This window comes from Paenibacillus sp. FSL W8-1187 (genome assembly GCF_037965485.1).
In the GTDB taxonomy this organism is placed as follows: Bacteria; Bacillota; Bacilli; order Paenibacillales; family Paenibacillaceae; genus Paenibacillus_O; species Paenibacillus_O pasadenensis.
The window spans coordinates 2,278,874-2,299,419 of sequence record NZ_CP150181.1 but is presented as its reverse complement, the minus strand read 5'-3'; the positions used below and the strand labels follow the sequence as shown (position 1 = coordinate 2,299,419).

The window sequence follows — 20,546 nt, the reverse complement described above, 5'->3', positions numbered from 1 at the left end:
ACCTTTAATATTCGTAACCGCGGTCTGGCAAAAGCTTGTCGACCAGCAGCTTGGCTCCGACAAGAATGACGAACAAGAACATCCCGATCGCCGAAGCGTAGCCGTAGTTCTGGACTTGCTCCCCGAAGGCCATGTTGAACATATAGAGGCCGATGACGTCGGTAGAGCCTGCCGGACCGCCGCGCGTGAGGATGAGGATCAGATCGAGGCTCTTCAGCGTGCCGAGCACGAGGAAGATGGCGCTCACCCGGATCAAAGGCGTAATGAGCGGGATCGTAATGCGGAACAGCCGCGTCATATGCCCCGCCCCCTCCAAAATGGCGGCTTCGTATAAACTCTTGGGAATCGTAGTCATGGCATTCATGAAAATGACGATGTACAATCCGACGCCCGCCCATACGTACGGAGGCAGCACCGCATACATGGCCGTCCGGGTGTCCCCGAGCCAATAAAAGCCGTCCATGTCGATGCCGAACACCTTCAGCAGCGCGTTCAGCAGGCCGAAGCTGCCATCGTAGATGAACGCCCACAGCAAGGAGACGACTACGGTAGACAAGACGTTGGGGAAGAAAAAGAGCACCTTGTAAAACGACGTGCCCTTGTAGCCTTTGTTGGTCAGAAGGTAGGAAAGCACCAAGGAAATCAAAATGACGCAAACCGGCACGGTGGCCATATAGAATAAATTGTGGCCGAGCGCTCGCCATACATAACGATCGTTGAAAAGGCGGACGTAGTTTTCAAAATAAATGAACTTCGGCTCCGTAATGCCGTTCCAATCCAGCAGCGAGTAGTAGATCGACAGTAGATTGGGATAAAGCGCAAACAGCAGGTAACCGCCAAAGGTCGGCACGATGGCAAAGGTGAGGAAGATCCACTTTTGAACATTCGCCCTTTGCAGCAGGCTGCTTCGCTTCGGTCTAGTCAGGTCGCGATCTGTTCGAAGTGTAGCCAAGGTTCAGCGCTCCTTTCTTGAGGTCAGCCGATAAGAAAGGAGGGGGCCTCCCCCCTCCTTGGCGGATTTACTTGCCCTGTGCGTCGATCGCTTTCTTGAGGTAGTTTTCCGCTTCCTGAAGCTTCGGCTGCGGATCCTGTTTTCCGGTCGCGATCTGTGTAATCGATTCGGACATGACCTTGTTCGCCTGCTCGAATGCGGGGTCCGTCAACGTAACGTCTGCGGAGCCCGAATCCATTTTTACTTTATTGTCCTTCATATAAGCCAGGAATGCGCTAGGCAAGCTCTGGAGCTTCTCCAAGCGGGACGCGTCGTCGGCAAAGTCCGCTCTCAGAGGAATCATGCCGCCCTTTTCCGCGATCTGCAGTTGATTGTCCAGGTTCCACAGCCAGACGATGAATTCCTTGGACCAGTTCTTGTTCAGCTCAGGCTTGGCCGCCCAGATCAGGAAGCCCGAGCCCGGTGTGAACGTAATCCATTTCGTATTGTCAGGCTTCTCGGCCATTGGAACCGTCATGTAGCCCCATTTGAAGCCTTCCGGCGTCGACTGCTTCATTTCGTTCTCGACCCAGGTGCCCGTCGCCACCATCGCCGCTTTGCCTTGTACGACCTGCATTTGAGATTGCGTATGATTCAATGCGGCAAGGCCGCTCGGGAAGTAGCCCTTCTTGCCCATATCATAGATCCGGTTCCAGCGCTCGACGTTTTCGGCAGCGAGGAAGTAAGGCTGATTGAACTTGTGGTAATCCTCATACACCTTATCCAGCGTGCCGTTCTCCTCCGCCAGCTCGTATACCTTGGGCGGGCCGAACGCGTTGGTGATATAATCCGGATACACGCCGGGGAACGTAATCGGATATAAGCCGGCCGCTTTAATATCCTCGCAAAGCTTCAAAAACTCGCTCCACGTTTTCGGGTTCTCGTTCCAGCCGTTTTGCTCGAACAAAGATTTGTTGTACATCAGACCGGATCCGCTTGCCGAGATCGGGAAGGCGTACGTATTTCCCTTCGTGCGCGGAGACGACTCAAAGCTGCCTTCGAAGGAAACCTCTTTCAGCGTCTTACCGCTTCCGTCATACGCTTTTCGGTCCCACAGGTCTTCCTGCGATTCAAGCTTGCCCGCTTCGACGTAGCTCGCGATGCCTCCCGGTATGCTTCCCGAGAACAGATCGAACATGTCCTTGTCGTCATTCGCCGCGATTTTCGTTTGCGTGACCTGCGAGATCGTAGGGGAGTACGTGACGTCGAACGAGACGTTGGGGAATTTCTGCTTGAAGGATTCGAGAGCGTAGTCGAACCATTCGCGGCCCATTCCGCCTTCAAAAAAACCGACCTTCAGCGTTACTTTTTCGTCCTTCGGCAGCCCGTTCTCCGAATAGACCTGGGCGCCCGCGTCCGTCTCGCCGGCCGAGGCATTGACCGGTGCGGGAGAATTGGCGGCATTGTTCGAGGAATTGCTGCTGCAAGCGGTAAGTGAAGTAAGAACAACGAGCGATGCAAGTGATACTGAAGTCGCTTTCAAAACCTTTTTCATGTAGACCCTCCTTGGAAGTTAGAAGTCATGGTTTTGCTGAATTAGCCTTCGTATAAATGCTTGTTCTTACACGCAATCGACGAGCGGCTCACCTCCCGCATGGGCTCCATCCGATTGGAACCGATTGAACCCCGCCCAATCTGCTGTATATTTGATTTACTTTACTTAAGCCAATTTTAAGCAGGTATCGCCCGGTTGTCAAACTAAATTTCTCATCATATACAGCAGATTGGATAAAAAAGTGAGTTTATAGAAAAATAGTACAGCAAAAAGGGAGGGAATCCTCCCTCCCTACCCGTTGACAAGCAGTTCCTCCACCTTGGCGCACAGCTCTTCCTCGGTGATGAGATCCGACCAATACCTTTTCAACAGCCGGCCGAGCTGGTCGAACGCTTCCGCCGATAGATTCAGGCGGCTGCGCGAGCTGTACGTCGCCATGATCTCACGGAAGAGCGGATAGCGCGACGGCCGGTTGATCGAATCCCGCTCTTCCAGACGGATTTCATTCAGCGATCTGACCGCCGGTATGCTGTTCGTCCACTTGCGGATCATGCCCTGGGCTCTCGAGGAAGCCAAATAATCGACGAGCAGACGGGCAGCCACATGATCGGTCTTGCGCATGGACACCCCGATCGTGTGGAGCATCGTAGCGGGCGCTTCAATGAACGGAGCCGGCGACAAGTCGAAGTCGATGGACGAGTCCTTCAGCTCGTTCAAAGCCATGTAGCTGGCCAGCATCATCGATACTTTGCCCTGACGAAACAGGTCCATGACATCCTTATTGTCCTCGATCAGGAAGCCAAGGTAGTTGTCCTGCGCCTTGATGATGCGCTTGCACAACCGAATGCTCTCGAGCAGCTTGCTGCCTTGAAGTCTGAATCCGCCGCTCGGGTCCGGCCCGATCTCTTCCCCGCTCTGCATGAGAAACACCGGCCAGCGCAAGGAGGACACCATGATGAAGTATAGCCCCAGCCTCCCGTCCGCCCCTCTGGACAGCGTCTCGGCATGCTTCAGCGCATCCTCCCATGTCCAGCTCCCATCCGGTTCGGGGACTTGCGCTTCGCTGAAGTGAGTCCGGTTGTACGCGAGTACGATAGGGGAAAAGACGATAGGGACGGCATACTGCAGCGATTGATGGCTGAACACGTCGTTCAGAAACGGATAAATCTCCTTTTCCGCTTTCAACGGCTCGAGCATGCTCAGCGCTCCGCTTTCTTTCAGCTCCTGGAAATGAAGGCTGTTCTGCGTGAAGACGTCAATGACCTCGTTTTCCAAATAGCTCTCGATCTGGCTCGTGTAGTTGGTGATCGTGATCGTCATGATCTTGACGCGTATATGAGGGTACAGCTCGTTGAAGTCGTCCAGCAATTTCGAAAGGAGGATGTCCTTCTCGATCGAAGAACTGACGCCTAGCGTAACGACCGTCGATTCATGGCCTTTTTCCGTCACTTTGCTTCCGACCCGATTCACTTTGACGATCAGGCCTTCCGCTACCAGCTCGTCAAGCCCTTTCCGGATGGATTTGTTGCTCAATCCGTACAGCTGGACCAGCTCGGACTCCGAAGGAAGAAACTCGCCCGGTTTATAAGTGCCGTCCAAGATCCGGTCCCGCAGCTGATCAATCATGAATTTCAATCGAGACCGGAATTTAGTACGACCTGATTTAGGTTGATTCCCCATTTGAATATGAGCCGCCACCTTTCGAGACGCATGTTCGTTGCATGAATAGCATTTTTCTTAAATCTAAACGATTGAACCTTCAAAGTAAAGCGATCTGCTGTATAACTTCTGACTTTTCGGAAATGCAAACAAGCCATCGGGCCGCAAGGGAGGATCTCCCTGCGCCGCGATGGCTTTAAGCTCAGGCGATAGCGCCCGACTTTTTGCCGGCTTCGGCCATGCTCTTAACTTCCCATTCGAACTTCACGTCCTGATTTGGAGGACTCATAGATGGCGTCGATGATCCGATTGTTGAGGTATCCGGTTGCGGCTGAGGGCAGAGGCTCCTTCCCTTCGAGGACGCATTCGACAAAGTGCCGGCTTAACAGCAGCCGCTCGTCGGCTTTCTCATCCGGCGTCATCTCGATGTCGACCTTTCGATCGAACAGCTCCGCATGCAGCACGCCGGAATTCAGCTTGATCGTCGCCCCGCCCTCGGTTCCCATAAGCTGCAGCAGCATGCCGTCCTCGTTGCCGTTGTGGCTGGCCCAGCTTACGTCGAACAGCAGCGTCGCGCCATCCTCCATCTTCACGAACGCCGTCGCGAGATCCTCCACGTCAAAATAGCCGTTCCAGTCGTGGGTTCCCCAATTGCCGATGCCGAGCTTGCGAGGTCCGAAGCTCGCATAAGTCGAGCCCGATACGCTGGCCGGCGTCGGGTTGCCCATCAGATACAGCGCCAGATCAAGCAAATGGATGCCGACGTCAATGAGAGGCCCTCCGCCGGAATGCTCCATCCGCGTAAACCACGAGCCCCAGCCGGGGATATTTTTACGGCGCAGCCAATTCGCCTTGACATAATAGATCGTGCCCAGCTTGCCTTCCTCAATCAGCTTTTTGAGCTGCCTCGCCGGCCACACCCACCTGAGCTGATGGGCAATCATGAGCGTTTTGCCGGACTTGAGATGCGCCTCTTGGATGCGAGCGGCCGCCTCTGCATTGATGCCCATCGGCTTCTCGAGCAGCACATGCTTGCCGGCTTGAAGCGCCTGGATCGCCAGATCGGCATGCCATTTGTTGGGGACGCCCAGGACAACGGCGTCGATCTCCTCGCTCGCGATCATCTGATCTGCGGAATCGAAGACGCGTTCGATGCCGAGCTCGGCGGCAGCCTTTTGCGCGAGCGGCAGATGGGCGTCGGCCATGCCCGCGACGACGGCGTTGTCGAGCTGCTTGAACGTCGCGGCATGGATCTGGCCGATGGCGCCGGCTCCGATGATTCCGATGCGAAGGCTCATCGCTTTTCCTCCTGAGCTAAAAGCTCGTTCCACTGCTGTTTGACGAGCTGCAGGCTTCGAACCATGGCCGGCATCGGATCGTGGTCATAGGGCTCGTGCTCCAACGTCAGCGCCCCTTGGTAGCCGATCGCATGCAGCTCGCGAAGCGTCCCCTTGATGTCGACGACGCCTTCGCCCAGCCCGCACGAGTCATGCGCGCCTGCCGCGAGAACGTCCTTCAGGTGAACATGCTTCAAATACGGCGCAAGCTCGCCGACGGCAGCGCTGACATCGCAGCCGTTCGTGCCGAACCATCCCGTATCCAGCGCAGCCCCGATCCAGGGCGAATAAGGGGAAATCTTCTCGATGATCTCCTGCGCATTGCGCTCCGGATGATTTTCCAGTCCAAAGAAAATTCCGTATCGCTGCGACAGCTCGACAATCAGCTCCGCATTCGAGACGTTGAAGCTGCTCGCGAGCAGCGGAGCGCCGATCGCGCGGGCGATCTCGAATCGACGGGCTCCCTCCTCAAGCGTCATGTTCGGCGATGAGAACGAAGCGGTATAGGACACGACGGAGAGCTCGTACTTATCCAGCAGCTCGCGCGCCTTGCGCACCATCTCGTCCGTCGCCGTCTCCGGGTGCAGATGCCCCACCCATAGCTCGATCGCATCGAATCCATTTTCTTTGATGCCGCTGATCAGCGACTCGAACTTCAGCTCGAATTGACTGCCGTGGAAGCTCCGAATCGTCGCTTCCGTGCATCGTCCCCAATCCTTGAACCAGTCCGTCACATCCTTGTAGCCGACTTCCTTCGCCACGTAGTTCGCCGTCATGAACGCCCATTCCATCCCGTACCTCTCCTCGCTTCCTAAGCTTCGTGCGGCTGACTCAGCCTTCCAGCCACTCCATCAGCCGATGATTGGTGGCAATCGCCGCAACGCCGACTACGCCGGGATCCCTGCTCAGCTGCAGGTCACATCGGACGTCGATGACGCACAGCCGCTTCAGGTATTCTTTCACTTCATCCAATAATGCCTCTCCAAGCGCCTCAACGGTCACGCCGCCCAGCACCACGTCCGTAATGTCAAGAGCGGCGACCAGGTTGGAGATGCAGAGCGCCAAATGCGAAGCGATGTAACGGATCATCTCCTCGAAAGGACCGCGATGCGTCGTCGGATAGCCCCCCGCTTGTCCGTCGTTCAGGATGTTCTCCAGGAAGCTCCACTTGCCGATCAACGGATGAATGCCGAGCCTTCCTTCGATCCAGCCCACCTCCGTCTTGGACATTCGGAAGGCTGGATCGAAGGAGGTGAAGGCGATCTCGCCGGCCAGGCTATGCTTGCCGCGACGGATTTGGCCGTCCAGGATAATGCCCGCGCCAATGCCTGAGCCGAGCGAGACATACAGCAGATCTTGCAGCGCTTCTCCGCTTCGCGTGATGTACTCGCCCCATGCGGCTGATTTGACATCATTGTCGATGGAGACGGGCAGTCCGATTTGCTCGCTCAGCCGATCGATGAGGCTTCTGCAGTCTCTTCTTTCTTTGACGCCGACGATAGGAGCGGCGAACTCGATCTGAGCCGTGTCCGGATCCACGACTCCGGGGATGCCGATGCCGACGCCGAGAATGCTCGGCCGGGCTTCCCCGAACTCCTCCATGAAAGCCCGCAGGATGACCGGCAGCCGAAGCTCGAGCATCTCGTCCAGGTTGGCGACTGCCTTGAACCTTTTCCGATGCTTGATATTCCCGTTCAAATCGACGAATCCGACATCCAGATAATCGCCTTCATACACGACTCCGATCGACCATGCGGCATCCGGATTGAAGCGGATCAGCTGAGGCTTCCTTCCTGCCGTGGAGATGCTTCCCTCGCCTAATTCGATGACCAGGCCCTTCTCCTGAAAATAACTGACGATCTTGATGACCGTAGGAGAACTGATTCCCGTTCGCCTGCTGATCTCGGCTCTGGAGATGCTGTCTACCGAAGACAATAAGTCGAATACCGTCTTGCGGTTCATATCTTTCAGATGGGTTTGAATGAAGCTCGCCATGAATGTCCCTCTTCTCATTAGTTAAGAAAGCTTATTAACCAAATATAGAGGGACGACCGCGCCCCGTCAATGACACGGGGCTATCGGTTTCCCCTTCCAGTCCTGCCGCTAAACGCCGTGCCAGAGATCGATCGGTTTCTTTACTTGGGGACGAAACGGAAGCTCCACCTTGTTCCCCGTTCGGGCAGATTCGTAGGCGGCATAGATGATTTCCAGGACAGCCCTTCCGTCTTCTCCGGTTACCAAAGGCGTCTTGTCATAGGCGATGCATTCAATGAAGTGCTTGAGCTCTTGCGGATAGCCGTAGTTGAACGCTTCCTCGTAGATCGTAAACGTCCAGCCCTTTGTCGTTCCCGCCTTCTCCGCCGCATAATCGTACCCGTCCACGCTGTAGGTCAAGGCGGAGTTGCCCATGACCATATCCGCGTAGCTGACGCCTTTTGTACCATGAACCTCGATCTTGTCGTCCATGCCGCCATGCTTCGCCCAGCTGTCTTCCGCAACGCCGAGCACGCCTCCCTCGAATTCGATGAGGAGAACGGCGTTGTCCTCGCCTTTCGTAATCTCGTTGTGCAGCACGGTCTGCATATGTGCCTTTACGCTCTTCACGCCCGGGTTCCCGCCGAGCATCCAGCGGAACCATTGGATGGCATGGCAGCCCATGTCCATCACCACGCCGCCGCCGGACAGATCCATGTCATAGAACCAAGGGCTGTGAGGACCGGAATGCTTCTCGGTCTGCTTCAGCATATAAATTTCGCCTATCGCGCCATCCTGAACGAGCTCGCGAACGCGTTCATACTTCGGGGCAAAGCACAATTCCTCGGCATACATGAGCTTGACGTTCTGCGCCTTGCAGGTCGCGATCATATCGTCCGCTTCTTCAAGCGTGACGCAGAGCGGCTTCTCTATGATGACATGCTTGCCGGCATTGGCGGCGGCGATGCAGACCCTATGGTGGAGAAAGTTTGGGAGGCAAATGTCGACGACGTCGCAGCCCGATTCCGCGAGCAGCTGGCCGATGTCTGAATAAGCCTGCGGAATATGATGCTTGGCTGCGAATTGCTTGGCTTTATCCAGATCTCTCGCATAGACGGCGACGACTTCCGATTCCGGGACGAAACGACGATAGCACTCTGCATGGTAATCCGAGATGAACCCGGCTCCGAAAATAGCCACCTTTACTTTTTTCATCCTCCATGGCCTCCTTCGTGGAATTAGACCGGCTCCCGCAAGCTAGCCGGGTTGTTTCTCGCTTGGCTGATCATCGTCATGGAAGCCGGCCAGATGTTGAACCAGCTGGGCGGGCGTCGGACTTGTGCCATGCTTTACATAGTAGCTGGCTACGGCGTTGCCGGTCTGCAGGCTCTCTTTGACGCCGAGTCCGAGCAGCTGCCCCGAGCAGTAGCCGGCGTTGAAATGGTCGCCGCTGCCTGTGAGGATGACCGGCTCCTCAATGGCATAGCTGTCTGCTTGAAACAATTCGTCGCCGCTCCAGGCGAACGCCCCGTCCTTTACATGCACGACAAGCTGATCGACTCCCGCGTATTCGTAAAGCTGCCGCGCCGCATGCGCCATGTCCTGCTCGTCCTGGTCAAGCAGCTTGCGGCCTGCTGTCGCCAATTCGTTCTCGTTCATGCCGAGCACAACGTTGCAATGACGCTTGAATGCCTTCAGGAGCGAGAAGGCTCGGCGAAGATCGGCCTCGCTTTTTTTAGAGCAATCGGACAAGTCGATGAAGATCGTCTTCTCCGAGGCGTTCCGGGCGTTCGGGATAATCTCATTCAGAAAGCCCTCCCAAATCTGAGAGGCATGCTTCGTCTCGCTCCAATTCAACAAGCAGATCAGCGGATTGCTGTCGAACCAGGAGAGGAGCCGCTCCTTCCCGACGCATTGGACCAATCTGTCCCAGTCCATGGAATCCAGGCAGCTGACATCGGCCAGCATGACCTTCCCGTCCCGGAATTCTATCGCCGTCGAGAAGCCTGGATCCGTCACGGAAATCGCTTCATGGACCGTTCCGGTCAGCTCCGAAAATTGCGGCTTGATCCCTTGACTGCCCAGCGCCCCGATGCTCGTAAGCCGGAAGCCGAGCCTCCCCAAGGCGAGAGCCATGATCGGCATGTTGCCGCCGAGCTTGTTCGTTTGCTCTACCAGCTCGATCGAGCAGTTTTTGCCGCTCTTGTCCACTAGATATTGCCCGAACTCGCTCATGGTCTCGAAATAGCGGGCTTGATCCTCCTCGTCACGCCGCCGTACCGCGCGAACGACGCTGTCGATGAAACCGTCAAATCCGAGCATGACCCCGAACTGCTCTGCCTTCTTATACTTGATCGCGATTTGTTCGGCTATTGGCTGCAAGCTTCCTTCAGTCCTTCCTTGCCTTGACGGCCGCCTCGCTGTCCAGCAGCAAGCAGCCGTTCGGATGCTTCCGAACGAGGCTCGCCGGCAGCTGCTCACTGATCTCCTCGTTAACGATGCGCTCGACGATGTCGGCTTTGTGGGAGCCGCTGACCATGAGGACCACGCTCTTCGACTCGGCGAGATGCCTCAACCCCAACGTGACGCCGGTCCGAAGCCTCATCGGCTTGGTGAAATATTTCTGGCCGACCTGTTGGGTCACCTCATCCAAATTCGCCACATGAGCATACGTATCGAACGAAGTCCCCGGCTCGTTGAAGCCAATATGCCCATTCATTCCCGCTCCTACGAGCATGAAATCAATGCCGCCGAGCGTTTCGATCCGCCGGTTCATGGCTTGGCATTGTCCGGCCAGATCCTCCGAGCAAGCATCGAACATATAGAGCTGGTCTTCGGGAATTTGCAGCGGCTCAAAAATCTCTTCATAAAGTAATCGCTTACAACTGCCTTCGTCCTCGCGGCCAAGTCCGGCCCACTCATCCAGTCCGACAAAACGGCATTTCGACAAGTCGACCTTTCCTTCTCTGGCCATCGAGACCAGCTTCCGAAAAGCGCCTACCGGCGTAGCTCCGGCTGCCAGACATAATACCGCGTCCGGCTTGTCTGACACGCACTTCGCAATCCATTCGCTTGCTCTCTCCGAAAGAGCTTCATAATCGGATTCGATGATCGTCTGCATAGTCACCACCTCGGGTCCATGATTTAATTAACTAACTTTATTAATTATAATAGGTTGCCTCTACGGCCCCGTCAACCCCTATCGGTAGGCCAAACGAAAAAAAAGCTCCCGAACCGTCACTAGGACGGGTTCGGGAGCTTGTACATTTCTGGGGTGGTGCGGTCAAGAGGACTCGAACCTCCACGGTATTGCTACCACTGGCACCTGAAGCCAGCGCGTCTGCCAATTCCGCCATGACCGCATAACCAACGAAAAATAATATACCATGATTTAAAGTTCACGGTCAAGCTCTTTTATGATTTTTACAAAAAAGAAGGACCGGCTCCACGGCCGGTCCTTCTGCTTTGCTCCGAGCTCGCCTTACGCCGCTCTTACTTCCATTCCTTGATTTCGAACAGCCGATAGAGCACGGCTGCGGCTTGCGCCCGGCTCGACAATCCGAGCGGGTCGAAGACGCCTCCGCCCATTCCGTTCATCAAGCCCGCCTGCTCCACGGCAGCTGCCGCTTCCTTCGCATAACCGGCAATCTTGTCTTGGTCCGCGAATGAAGGGGCGGCGGCATTCGCCGGCGCGAGCACATCCAGCTTCATGTAGCGGGAAGCGCGGTACAGCATGACAGCCATATCCTGCCGGCTGATCGGATCGCCGATCCCGATCGTGCCGTCCTTCTTCCCTTCAACGATGCCCGCCTTCTGAGCGGATGCGATGGCCTCATAATACCAGGCGCCTTTTTTCGCATCGGAGAACGTGGCGGCCGCCGCCGGGTCCGTCAGGTCGAACAGCCGGACGAGCATCGTAATGAACTGCGCCCGGGTCAGCCGTCCGTTCGGATCGAAGGCTTCGCCGCCGACGCCGGTTACCGCTTCGCGGGCCGCCAGCGCCTTGATATACGGCTTGGCCCATCCTGCCTCGTTCAAGTCGCGGAAGGTGAGGTCGGCATAGCCAGGGAAATAAAGGCTGAAATGCCGGGGGCTGAACGAAATCATGCCTGTGGCCGGGTCGTATTTGGCGTTTTTGACGACCTCGAGCTCGCCGTTATCGGCGATGTAGTAGATGACGGCCTGCTCCGGCTGCTCGCCAGCGCGGAGCGTGTACGGAACCGTCACCGTCACTTCGCGGGCATCGAAGGCGCCGACCGGCCGGCCATCCAGCGTCAAGCCGAAGTCATAGATCGTCGCGTCCGCCGGCACGTTCCCGCTTGCGGCCGCAGGCAGCTCGGACGCCGCCTTCCGGCCGACCGACAGCTGCAGCTTCGCGCCGTCCGCCGCATTCTGCTTCGCGAACCAGCTCCGATCCAGCGAGACGACCGCCAGGCCGTTATCAATCGTCAGGCGTTCCACATTCGACGCCATGGCGCTGCGGATCGGTCCGAAAGGCAGGACGAGCTCGACCTGCTTCGTCGCCGGATCGGAGACGAGCTTGATCGTCAAGGCATGTCCCTCCAGCTTGCCGATCGCGCTTTGCAGACGGGCCGCATCCAGCTCGACACGAGCGGTTCCCGCTGCATTCGGCGCTGCCTTGACGCTGATGCCCGAGCCGCTGATGACCGGATCGTTCCCGGCGTCCGGAATGACGGGAGCCGGGCCGCTGTCGCCGCCCCCGCCGCTGACGATCTGCGTGCTCGTCCGCACGCCCGGCGCATAGTCGGTCCACCGGTCGCCGTCTTGGCCGACCTTGATGGCATTCAGCGAGAAGGCTCCGCTGCCCGCCGCTTTAGCGGTGAACTTCACCTTGCCGAGCATGAGGTCGCCGCTGTCGCCCGCCGCATGTCCCAGCTTCGTATAGACGGCACGCAGCTGGCCTTCGTCCAGCAGCTCCGGGTTGACGACCGCGCTGAACCCGCTCAGGCCAGTCGTGAACGAAGACGCGCTGACGCTCCACAGGGCGGCGTCGAACGACAGATTCAGCTCGAAGGCCGTCCACGCTTGGGCGCCTCGCACTCCGATCTCGACCTCTACCTGGTCTCCGACCGCCACGCTCGACTTCGACGCGCCCACATAAAACGCAGGCTCATCGCTTGCTGCTGCCGGCGAGACCGGCAGCAGCATGAAGATCAGCAGGAGAGACAGACTCCATGTCCATAGATTTGTTCTCAATGATTTCGACTTCCTCTCTTCCGATTCGCTCCGGCTTTAGCTCAAGATAAGCTTGGCCAACTCGCGCAGATCCTTGATGTCGATGACGTTGTCGCCATTCAGATCCGCCGCCTTGACGCTGCTCCAGTCGGTGTCCGCGGCTTTTTTGCCGTAACGGGCCGCCGCCAGGCTCAGATCCTCGATCCCGACGCGTCCGTCTCCGTTCAGATCGCCCGCAACAGGAACGCTCGGAACGTTTTTCAGCGCCTCGAATGCCTCTACGGCTTCATTCAGCGCGATCATAGCCTGCTGCACGTCCTCCGTCTCGGCCGTATCGTCGTTCAGCACAACGCTTGCCTGATCGATCGCCGCTTGCAGCGCCGCCTTGGCGCCTGCCGGATATTGGCCGTCCAGATCGCCCTCCGTCGCCGCGTCATGCCGCGCTTGCGCATCTGCGACCGCAGCGGCCAGCGAAGACTTCGACACCGCCATCAGGACGTAGCTGTACGTAGCGCCATTTGCAGCCGGCGCTTCCAGACCCGTACCGTCGGCAAGAATGACATCCGACGTGTATACGCTTCCGGTCACCGTCTGCTCCAGCGCCTTCGCCTTGAACTGCAGCTTAAGCTGCGCGACGTCGGCATCCGGCGTCTGCGTTCCGCCGGCCTCGACGGTCGTAACCCGGACCTGACCCGGCGCCACTTCCGTTTCCAGCTGGAAGATGTACCCCGGCTTCAGCGGCTCCGCCTGGATGAACTCCAGCTTCGCCGGATCGTAGTTGATGGTGTACTCCTTAGCATATACGCTGTCGGTGACCGAACGAAGTCCAAACGCGACCTCGAACGTCTGATTGGACACCACGTTCGCAGGCCCCGTCAACGACAGCACGGTATCTTCCAGTCCTCCGCGATCCGCCTCGACGGTGTAGCTCGCTTCCAGAATGCCGCTCGTCACGCCGTTTACGATCGCGATCGCCTTCAGCGTGCTCATGCCGACCGGCAGCTCGATCGCCCCGGCATACGGCGTGCTGGACAAGGTCGGCGTGCTGCCGTCCAGCGTGTAGTACAGCTGCGCATCCTCGACGTCATGGGACAGCTTCACCGATTGCGGGAAGCTGTACGTGCCCGACGCGAGATCGGCGCTCGGCGGCGTCAGCGTGTACGGATCCGCCGAGTTGGCGTATACCTGAACCTCGACAAGCCCGCTTCCCCATGCGTTGCTGAGGGCGTTGTTGTTGACGCGGCGAACCTCGTTTACTTTCAGCTTCACGTACCGGTAAAGGCCGCTCAGCGTATCCGAGTTGAAGCCGGCCCACATATTCGTGCCGTTGTTCACCAGCTCCGTCCAGTTGGCATTGTCATTGGAGGCCAGGATCTGGTAGCGATGATACATCTCCGAACCATTATACAGCCGGTAGGCGACATCGATCCGCGACAGATCATAGATCGCGCCCAGATCGATCGTGTATTCGTACGGAGCCGCCAGCTCGAAGAAGCTGCTGGAATCGCCCGACGTATGCAGGTTGAAGGCATAGCCGTCGTTCGCCTTCTCGATGCCCGCGGCCTCGTCGTTGCCGGTAATCGTAGCGCTTTTTCCTTGCGAGACGAGATACGCCTGCGGCATCTGCACGCCGCCGGTGGCCGCATTCAGCTTCCAGCCCGTCGTGTATTTCATGGAAGCCGTATGCTGCTCGGCCTCGAACTCGATCGGCAGCCATACGTAACGCGAGTCGGACAGCTGGCTCGAGCGCCATTTGTCGCCCATGTAGACGTAGGTCCGGGTGCCGTCCGCGCCGGTAAGCTTCATGATGTTGGTCGGCTGGCTGTAGTACGTGCTGTTGTTTCCGAACGCATATTTCTCGATGATTTTTCCGTCTTCTCTGACCGGCGTCCAGCCGTGCGGATCGCGGAGATCGGCGCTGTAGCTGATCGTTCCTTGGTTCGGCATCCAGCCGGACTGCCCGGATGACGCCATATAGTAGCCGTCGTCCGTCCGCACGACTGCCGGAGCTTCGCGGCCGACGTCTTCATAGAAGCTGTAGGATTCAAAATCGGTCGCCTTCGATTCGGAATCGCTGAATTCATAGGTGGTGAAGTCCACGTCGGTGTAATCTTCGTTCAGCCGGTGGACCCGCATGGAATGTCCTTCCGCCGACATCAGGTAAGCCGTGCCGTCGTCATCGGCGAACACGGTGAAGTCGCGCGAAAGATAGCCCATTTGCGATTCGTCCTGCTGAACGGAAGCCGGAATCGCCGCCTTCACGCCTCCAGCTTTGAAATATTCCGAATCGCTGTAATTGTTGACGTCGCTGCGCCAGTTGCGCAGCGTGCCGCCCGGACGCCAGTGTCCGAGGAACGTATACGGACCTTCCGGACTATCCGCCGTCGCCACCGCGATCTGGCTGCTGGCGTAGCTGCTCGCCGTCTCCCAGTGGCCGTACAGCACGTACTTTTGCGTCTTTTCGTTGTAGAGCAGCTTCGGCCGCTCCCACTTGTTGTCGATCAAACCGAATTCCGCCCCCGGCACCGTAGCCGAGAACGAGTTCAGAATGTCGCCCTCGTTCGTCCAGTTGACCAGATCGCGCGAGGAATACAGCGACACGGCATGGAAGTTCGCTTGGTTATGGATTTTGTTCTCGCCTACCCAGTAGTAGATCGGGTTGCCGTCCGCAGCGGTCTGCTGCAGGAATCCGCCGCCGTGAGCCTGGATCGGGTTGCCTTCGGTATCGTACCAGAGCTCGCCGACCGGCACGCCTGCCGCCGCATAGTCCACGACCTTGTCCGGATGGACGTTCTGAGCCCAGGTGAAGGCCTCGTCGAGCTGCTGCAGCGCCCGGTCAATCGTCCACTGCGTTGCGGAAGAATCGTTCAGCACCGCCTCCGCGTTCCGAAGCGCCTCCGTGATGGTATTCCAGCTTCCGTTCGTAAACGTGCCCCGCTCCGTGTCTTTATGCGCGGCATACTTGGCCTGCAGCGCCGTCTTGTCGAGATGCGGCGTGCCGTAGACGGACAATTCGATGATGCCGTCCGCCCAGATCGCGCTGTTGCCGTTGAATACGTTGATGACGTTGTCAACGGTCAGGCGGACGTAGCGATAAAGCGATTCGTCCGTGACCGGATTGGTCACAAAGCCGACGACGTTGTTTTGCGAGCCGTCCGTCAGCAGCGTCCAATTCGCATTGTCCATGCTGCCTTCCAGCTTGAAGCGATAAGCCGTATCCGAGCCGCCGACCTCGCGGGTGGTGAAGTTGATCTCGGAAAGCTGAGACGCCTGCGCCAAATCAATCACGATGTTATACCCTGCAGCCTTATGCTGCACGCGCGGCGACGAGGCAAAATCCGCTCCGTCCGTCACGGCAGTGGCGTCGAGCCCTTCGGAATCGACGGCTTTTTTGCCGAGCGAGAGCAGCTGCCCGGATTGGACCGGAATGGCGCCGATGGCCGGATCGTAGTCCAGCTGATGGAACCAGTCGGCGGTTGCAATGCCGTCGTGGAACACCATCGGGAACAGACGCGAATAGGTGCCCATCGGGTCCCTGAACTCGCCGGGATATTGGTCGCCCCAGTGGTAGCCGTTCAGCGCGAACGTTTTTTGTCCGCCCGTTCCGGTCCAGGTGCGGGTTCCGTTCGCCTGCGTGGCGAAGGAGGAGCCGTTGCCGATCGGCCGAAGCGGCGTCCAGTCGCCGTCGAGCGATGTCGCAGAGGCATACTCCGCCTGGCTCGGATACCAGCCATTCGCCGTCGAGCCGAAGAAGTAATAGCGCCCTTCATGCTTGATGACGGTCGGAGACTCCTTGTGCTTGCCCACGAACGCCGTGTTCACCAGAGCCTCCGGCTGCTCCCAGCTGTCGTTCAGCCGGACGATCCCGATGTCGTTGTTGTTGCGCGTAGCGAACAATACGTACGCCGTTTCGTCATCGTCGACGAACAGCACCATGTCGCGCGCTTCCATATCGAACGGGCGCGCCCGGAACGTCGCCTCGAAGTCGTTCCCGCCTGGAGTGACCGAGGCGATGAACAGCTTCGCCTGCTGATAGTCGAAGCTGCCTTCCTCATGCGCGGTGAAGACGACTTTGCCGTCGGGATGCAGCGTGTAGCCGGCTCCCTCCGCCCGCATGTCCTCGAACGAGCCGAGCAGGCGCTTGTTGCCGTAGGAAAGCCCGTCGGCGCTCGTCTGCTCGTAGATTCCCGTCGTGACGACGCCGGTGACCTCGTCCTTCGTCGATTCGTAGACGTAATCATACCAGGTATTGCCCGACTTGACGCCATACGGAATTCCGTTCGTAAGGCTGTCCGCGCCGGTCGTATTGATCTTCTTGTGCGTGATCGCCGCAGCGTCGTAGCCGAACGTGCGCACCGCATTCGTGCTCGCCTCCGCGATTGTCGCGCCGGCAGCGATCGCCTTGACCGTATACGTATAGTCTTGATCCGTCTCGAGTCCGTACTCGTCCGCGACGTCGCCGTAAGTCCGGCTGATGAGCTGGTCTCCGCGATAGACTTCGTAATAGTCCGCACCCGTAACCAGCGGCCAGGCAATCTTCGCGTTTACGACCTCGGACTGTCCGTCAAGCCGGAAGCCGGTCGCGGTCGCCGACCAGTCGCTGCCGTAGAAGTCCGCGCTGGCGATCGCGCTGCTTTTCCCTTCCGCGGAAATGGCGACGGCCTTGATCGTCGTAATTCCGTGGACCGGGATCGGTCCCGCATACGTCGGGCTTTCCGCCGTAGGGGTCGAGCCGTCCGTCGTGTAGTGAATATACTGCTCCCCTGCCGGATGCGAGATCGCGATCGGAGCGTAAGCCTGTCCCTCGGATGGAGAGAAGGTAGGAGGAGCGCTGGTCAACCGGTTCTCAAGCAGCTCTTGCTCGCTCAATGCCCGGCTGTACATCTTGAAGTTGTCGATCAGGCCCGCGAAATATTCGCCTCCGCCCCAGTTGCCCTTCCCGAGCTGAAGAATGCCTCCGGATTCGGTCAGGACGCTCGACATCGGATAGGGACTCGTCACCGTCGACTTGAGCGTACCGTCGACGAACAGCTTCGTTTCCGTCATCGTAATGACGACGTCCACATGCTTCCATCTGGTCGCTGAAGTTTCCGCTTCTGCCGCTTCCGGGCGGGAGCCGTTGTTGTTGAACCGCTCAACGCCGACGAAGCCTGGCCGATCCAGGATCCCTATGTAATGCTCGGCCAGATAGTTCTGCGTCTCCGCATTCGGCGCGGCAAAAAACGCCCAGGTGCTGCCGCCGTCCGGCTTGCTGTCGTACGAGACGGTGATCTCTTCCATCCCGGCCAGCAGCGGCGTGCCGTCCTGCTTGGTCAGCTCGAGCCAGAAATTGTTGCTGAGATTGGCCGCCTTTCCTCCCCCTTCGTAAGAGTCCTCATAGCTGGGGGTGCCGTGAACCGTAACCTTCGCCAAGCTGCCCTCCAGGCCGCCAACCGGATCCTCGAAGTTGAAGTCGGCCATGATCGACTCGTCGCTGTCGCCGTTCGAGTCATCGGCCGCCCAAACGCTTTGAAGAGGCATGAGCATGTTGAAGGCCAGGCATGCGATAAGAAGCAGCACTCCCGGCTTTCGCCCTTTAGCTCGCCCCCTTCTTCCTGCACTTCCGTTCATTGATTATCCTCCTTTGCTTGCTTGAATCCGCCCGCCGAAATTTTTTCAGGAAAGCGGTTCCATGAACTCATGACGAATCATAAGCCAATCATCCGCGCTTTTTCTAGTGAACATATCGATCACCATTGGACATGTCGAGGATTTTGACGGTGAACAATATTGATCTTGCTGCATAAACAAGCCCTTCCTCGACCGTCCGCCCGTCAGTACCCGATCATCGGCACCGATTTCGGCAGCTTGCCATAAGGCATTGCCTCGCCGTTTTTGACCTGATACAGCACGCGCGACGTTTCGCGAGCCGCCTCCATCAATTCCGGGTAAGGCTGCATGCAGATGTCCACCATGCCGATCTGATAATTCTCGCCGTCATACCTGCCCAGGCAGAACTGATCGTTATACTGGAACCAGTGGGCGCCTACGCCATAAGGATGGGCCGCGACCTTCTCCACGAAATGCCTCCACATGACGCCTCGTTCCTCTTGATCGGGAACGCCCTTCAGCCCGGTCGCCGGCAGCCCTCGATCCAGCGCCCCGCAGTGGTACTCTCCGAGCAGGATCGGCAGGTCCACTCTCGCATGCTGGACAAAGTCCATGTCGCGAGTCGGGTCGAAATCATAACAGTTGATGGAGAATACGTCGAAGTACTCCCAGCCCTCCATCATGTCGAGATTGTAGGCTTTGGACCATCTGAGACCGAGGTTCAGGTGATTCGAGTCTACCGCTCTGCAGGCCAAGGACGGTACTTTGATATATTCGCGAATGAGATGAGCCGAAAACTTCCGAATATCCGGCTTTGATTTTGGATACGTCGTGGAGCAGCTGTAGATCGGCTTTTCCAGTTCCGAAAAACTCTCGAATGCGGAATCCCAGGCGAGATTCAGCTCCTCGATCGTCGTGTAAGCGCTTTTCAAAAAGGCAATGAGTCCCGACCGGCAATGCGTTTGCGCGGGATTATGCAAAACCTCGTCGGCAATGGCCAAGCCCTCCACGAAGTTGAACTCCGGTTCATTCCTCAAAAAATAACCGATCAGCCAAGGGTCGTCCTTCCACGCCGACAGCTGGCGCGCATACTGCTCGGCTTTCTCTTTGTACTCCGGCGAGAGGACATCCGGGAAATCCCTGAAAATGAGCGTGTCGGTCGTCGGGAAATTAGGCAGTTCTCGAACATAAGGCAGCTTTGTCCGGCCGCTGGCCATGCCGAGACCGGGGAAATTGCCTTGCGAATTGATGCCGTTTTTCATCAGGATATGGTGGGAAATCTCCTCCCATTTCTCATGCCATCGCTCGCCATACGCTTTTTTCATATTCAATGCGGTGAAGCGGATGATTTTGAACGAATCGAGGGGCATGTAGGCCGCTCGCCTTGTCGTCCCGATTTTGTAAAATTCCCCGAAGTCCGGGTCGTCGGTCTCCGGAAGCCAGTCGCACAGGTCCTCGAAGCTGTCCACGCGGCACTGATCCCCCGGATTCGTCCCGCACGGGCCTAAGGAGAAATAATCGCAGCCGCTCGGGTCTACCAGATGCCATCTTCCGTCCTCGGACTTGAAGGTCGAGAAGTAGCCGGTGCCTTCCTTCAGCTGGCGGGTTCGGTCTCCTCCCCACTCGTTCCATTCGGGAAACGGGTATTCCGCCGGCCCTTCGTTCGCTTCCAGCCTCTCCTTCAGCTCGGCCAAGGAATGGATTTTGCCCGGCCAGTCCTTTCCTTTCCACTGGCCGAATTCATCCACGAGCTTTGTCCGAGGCAGCGGAAAATCGGTCGGCATCTGATCCGTCAGATGAAAATGCTCGAACCGGACGCGGACATCATGAAAGGCCTTTTCCATGCCGAGCTCGAAGCGCTCCACGCTGCCCAGCTCGGTCCGCTGCCCATGTACGACCAGCTTCAGCGTTCCCGGCGTACGGTTCGTAAAAATGGTTCTATTGTCAAGCAAGTGAAGATCCAAGCAAATCCTGGTCTTGAAGCGCGGCAGCAGACCGAAACGCATAAAAATCCGTTCCTGGTCTTCTCCGGGCAAGAAGCAGCGAAACATCATCGCCACGGAATGATCCTCCAGCACTTCGATGTCGCCGACAAGATATCGTTTGCCCGCTTCTTTGACTTGTCCGATCGTAATCCCGCCACCGTCCGCGCCAAGGACAACCTCGCAGCCATCCGGGCTGCAAGCGGCCATCTTCGCCTCTCTGGCCACGGAATTCGTAAAATTAATTTTCATGGCTCGACCTCCGCATGAAGCATAGTTTGTACGCCTTAATTCTCGAATGAATAGGTATGGAATTCAATGCA

12 protein-coding genes and 1 tRNA gene are annotated in these 20,546 nt (G+C 57.7%); all 13 read right to left on the bottom strand.

Annotated elements, in window-relative coordinates:
- Positions 1-4: 4 nt before the first annotated feature.
- The gene (locus tag NYE40_RS09825) at positions 5-952 is read right to left on the bottom strand and encodes a sugar ABC transporter permease (protein ID WP_052333392.1); all 948 of its coding nucleotides are present in this window, start codon (positions 950-952) and stop codon (positions 5-7) included.
- 67 nt (positions 953-1,019) lie between these two features.
- Positions 1,020-2,486 (bottom strand): extracellular solute-binding protein, encoded by a 1,467-nt coding sequence (locus NYE40_RS09820; RefSeq protein WP_339279842.1) that lies wholly within the window; start codon positions 2,484-2,486, stop codon positions 1,020-1,022.
- A gap of 291 nt (positions 2,487-2,777) precedes the next feature.
- Positions 2,778-4,112: an extracellular solute-binding protein gene (locus tag NYE40_RS09815; protein WP_164820101.1), complete on the bottom strand. Its 1,335-nt coding sequence runs from the start codon at positions 4,110-4,112 to the stop codon at positions 2,778-2,780.
- 278 nt (positions 4,113-4,390) lie between these two features.
- Positions 4,391-5,443, bottom strand: a complete 1,053-nt coding sequence (locus tag NYE40_RS09810; RefSeq protein ID WP_028599576.1) for a Gfo/Idh/MocA family oxidoreductase — start codon at positions 5,441-5,443, stop codon at positions 4,391-4,393.
- A complete protein-coding gene (locus NYE40_RS09805; protein WP_028599575.1) occupies positions 5,440-6,273 on the bottom strand; it encodes a sugar phosphate isomerase/epimerase family protein in 834 nt (277 codons plus the stop codon). Before NYE40_RS09805 ends, NYE40_RS09810 begins: the two co-directional genes overlap by 4 nt.
- Before the next feature lie 40 nt (positions 6,274-6,313).
- Entirely contained in the window at positions 6,314-7,477 is a 1,164-nt protein-coding gene (locus NYE40_RS09800) for an ROK family transcriptional regulator (protein WP_028599574.1), read from the bottom strand.
- Positions 7,478-7,585: 108 nt separating this feature from the next.
- Positions 7,586-8,671 (bottom strand): Gfo/Idh/MocA family oxidoreductase, encoded by a 1,086-nt coding sequence (locus tag NYE40_RS09795; protein WP_043111530.1) that lies wholly within the window; start codon positions 8,669-8,671, stop codon positions 7,586-7,588.
- A 42-nt stretch (positions 8,672-8,713) separates the two neighbouring features.
- On the bottom strand, positions 8,714-9,778 hold the full coding sequence (locus NYE40_RS09790; protein ID WP_127464336.1) for a PfkB family carbohydrate kinase: 1,065 nt from the start codon (positions 9,776-9,778) through the stop codon (positions 8,714-8,716).
- 67 nt (positions 9,779-9,845) lie between these two features.
- Complete coding sequence (locus NYE40_RS09785) at positions 9,846-10,577, bottom strand: glucosamine-6-phosphate deaminase (protein WP_043111529.1); 732 nt, start codon at positions 10,575-10,577, stop codon at positions 9,846-9,848.
- A gap of 154 nt (positions 10,578-10,731) precedes the next feature.
- Positions 10,732-10,818: transfer RNA gene (locus tag NYE40_RS09780), tRNA-Leu, on the bottom strand.
- Positions 10,819-10,948: 130 nt separating this feature from the next.
- The gene (locus NYE40_RS09775; protein ID WP_127464337.1) at positions 10,949-12,673 is read right to left on the bottom strand and encodes an S-layer homology domain-containing protein; all 1,725 of its coding nucleotides are present in this window, start codon (positions 12,671-12,673) and stop codon (positions 10,949-10,951) included.
- Positions 12,674-12,709: 36 nt separating this feature from the next.
- Positions 12,710-18,262, bottom strand: a complete 5,553-nt coding sequence (locus NYE40_RS09770; RefSeq protein ID WP_084137402.1) for a chitobiase/beta-hexosaminidase C-terminal domain-containing protein — start codon at positions 18,260-18,262, stop codon at positions 12,710-12,712.
- A gap of 203 nt (positions 18,263-18,465) precedes the next feature.
- The gene (locus NYE40_RS09765) at positions 18,466-20,475 is read right to left on the bottom strand and encodes a beta-galactosidase (RefSeq protein ID WP_028599569.1); all 2,010 of its coding nucleotides are present in this window, start codon (positions 20,473-20,475) and stop codon (positions 18,466-18,468) included.
- Positions 20,476-20,546: the final 71 nt, after the last annotated feature.

What these genes read in the sequence shown, in the direction of transcription:
- NYE40_RS09820 (WP_339279842.1), bottom strand. Translation starts at nt 2,486, where the DNA reads ATGAAAAAGGTTTTGAAAGCGACTTCAGTATCACTTGCATCGCTCGTT.
- NYE40_RS09815 (WP_164820101.1), bottom strand. Translation starts at nt 4,112, where the DNA reads ATGATTGATCAGCTGCGGGACCGGATCTTGGACGGCACTTATAAACCG.
- NYE40_RS09810 (WP_028599576.1), bottom strand. Translation starts at nt 5,443, where the DNA reads ATGAGCCTTCGCATCGGAATCATCGGAGCCGGCGCCATCGGCCAGATC.
- NYE40_RS09805 (WP_028599575.1), bottom strand. Translation starts at nt 6,273, where the DNA reads ATGGAATGGGCGTTCATGACGGCGAACTACGTGGCGAAGGAAGTCGGC.
- NYE40_RS09800 (WP_028599574.1), bottom strand. Translation starts at nt 7,477, where the DNA reads ATGGCGAGCTTCATTCAAACCCATCTGAAAGATATGAACCGCAAGACG.
- NYE40_RS09795 (WP_043111530.1), bottom strand. Translation starts at nt 8,671, where the DNA reads ATGAAAAAAGTAAAGGTGGCTATTTTCGGAGCCGGGTTCATCTCGGAT.
- NYE40_RS09790 (WP_127464336.1), bottom strand. Translation starts at nt 9,778, where the DNA reads ATGCTCGGATTTGACGGTTTCATCGACAGCGTCGTTCGCGCGGTACGG.
- NYE40_RS09785 (WP_043111529.1), bottom strand. Translation starts at nt 10,577, where the DNA reads ATGCAGACGATCATCGAATCCGATTATGAAGCTCTTTCGGAGAGAGCA.
- NYE40_RS09770 (WP_084137402.1), bottom strand. Translation starts at nt 18,262, where the DNA reads ATGAACGGAAGTGCAGGAAGAAGGGGGCGAGCTAAAGGGCGAAAGCCG.
- NYE40_RS09765 (WP_028599569.1), bottom strand. Translation starts at nt 20,475, where the DNA reads ATGAAAATTAATTTTACGAATTCCGTGGCCAGAGAGGCGAAGATGGCC.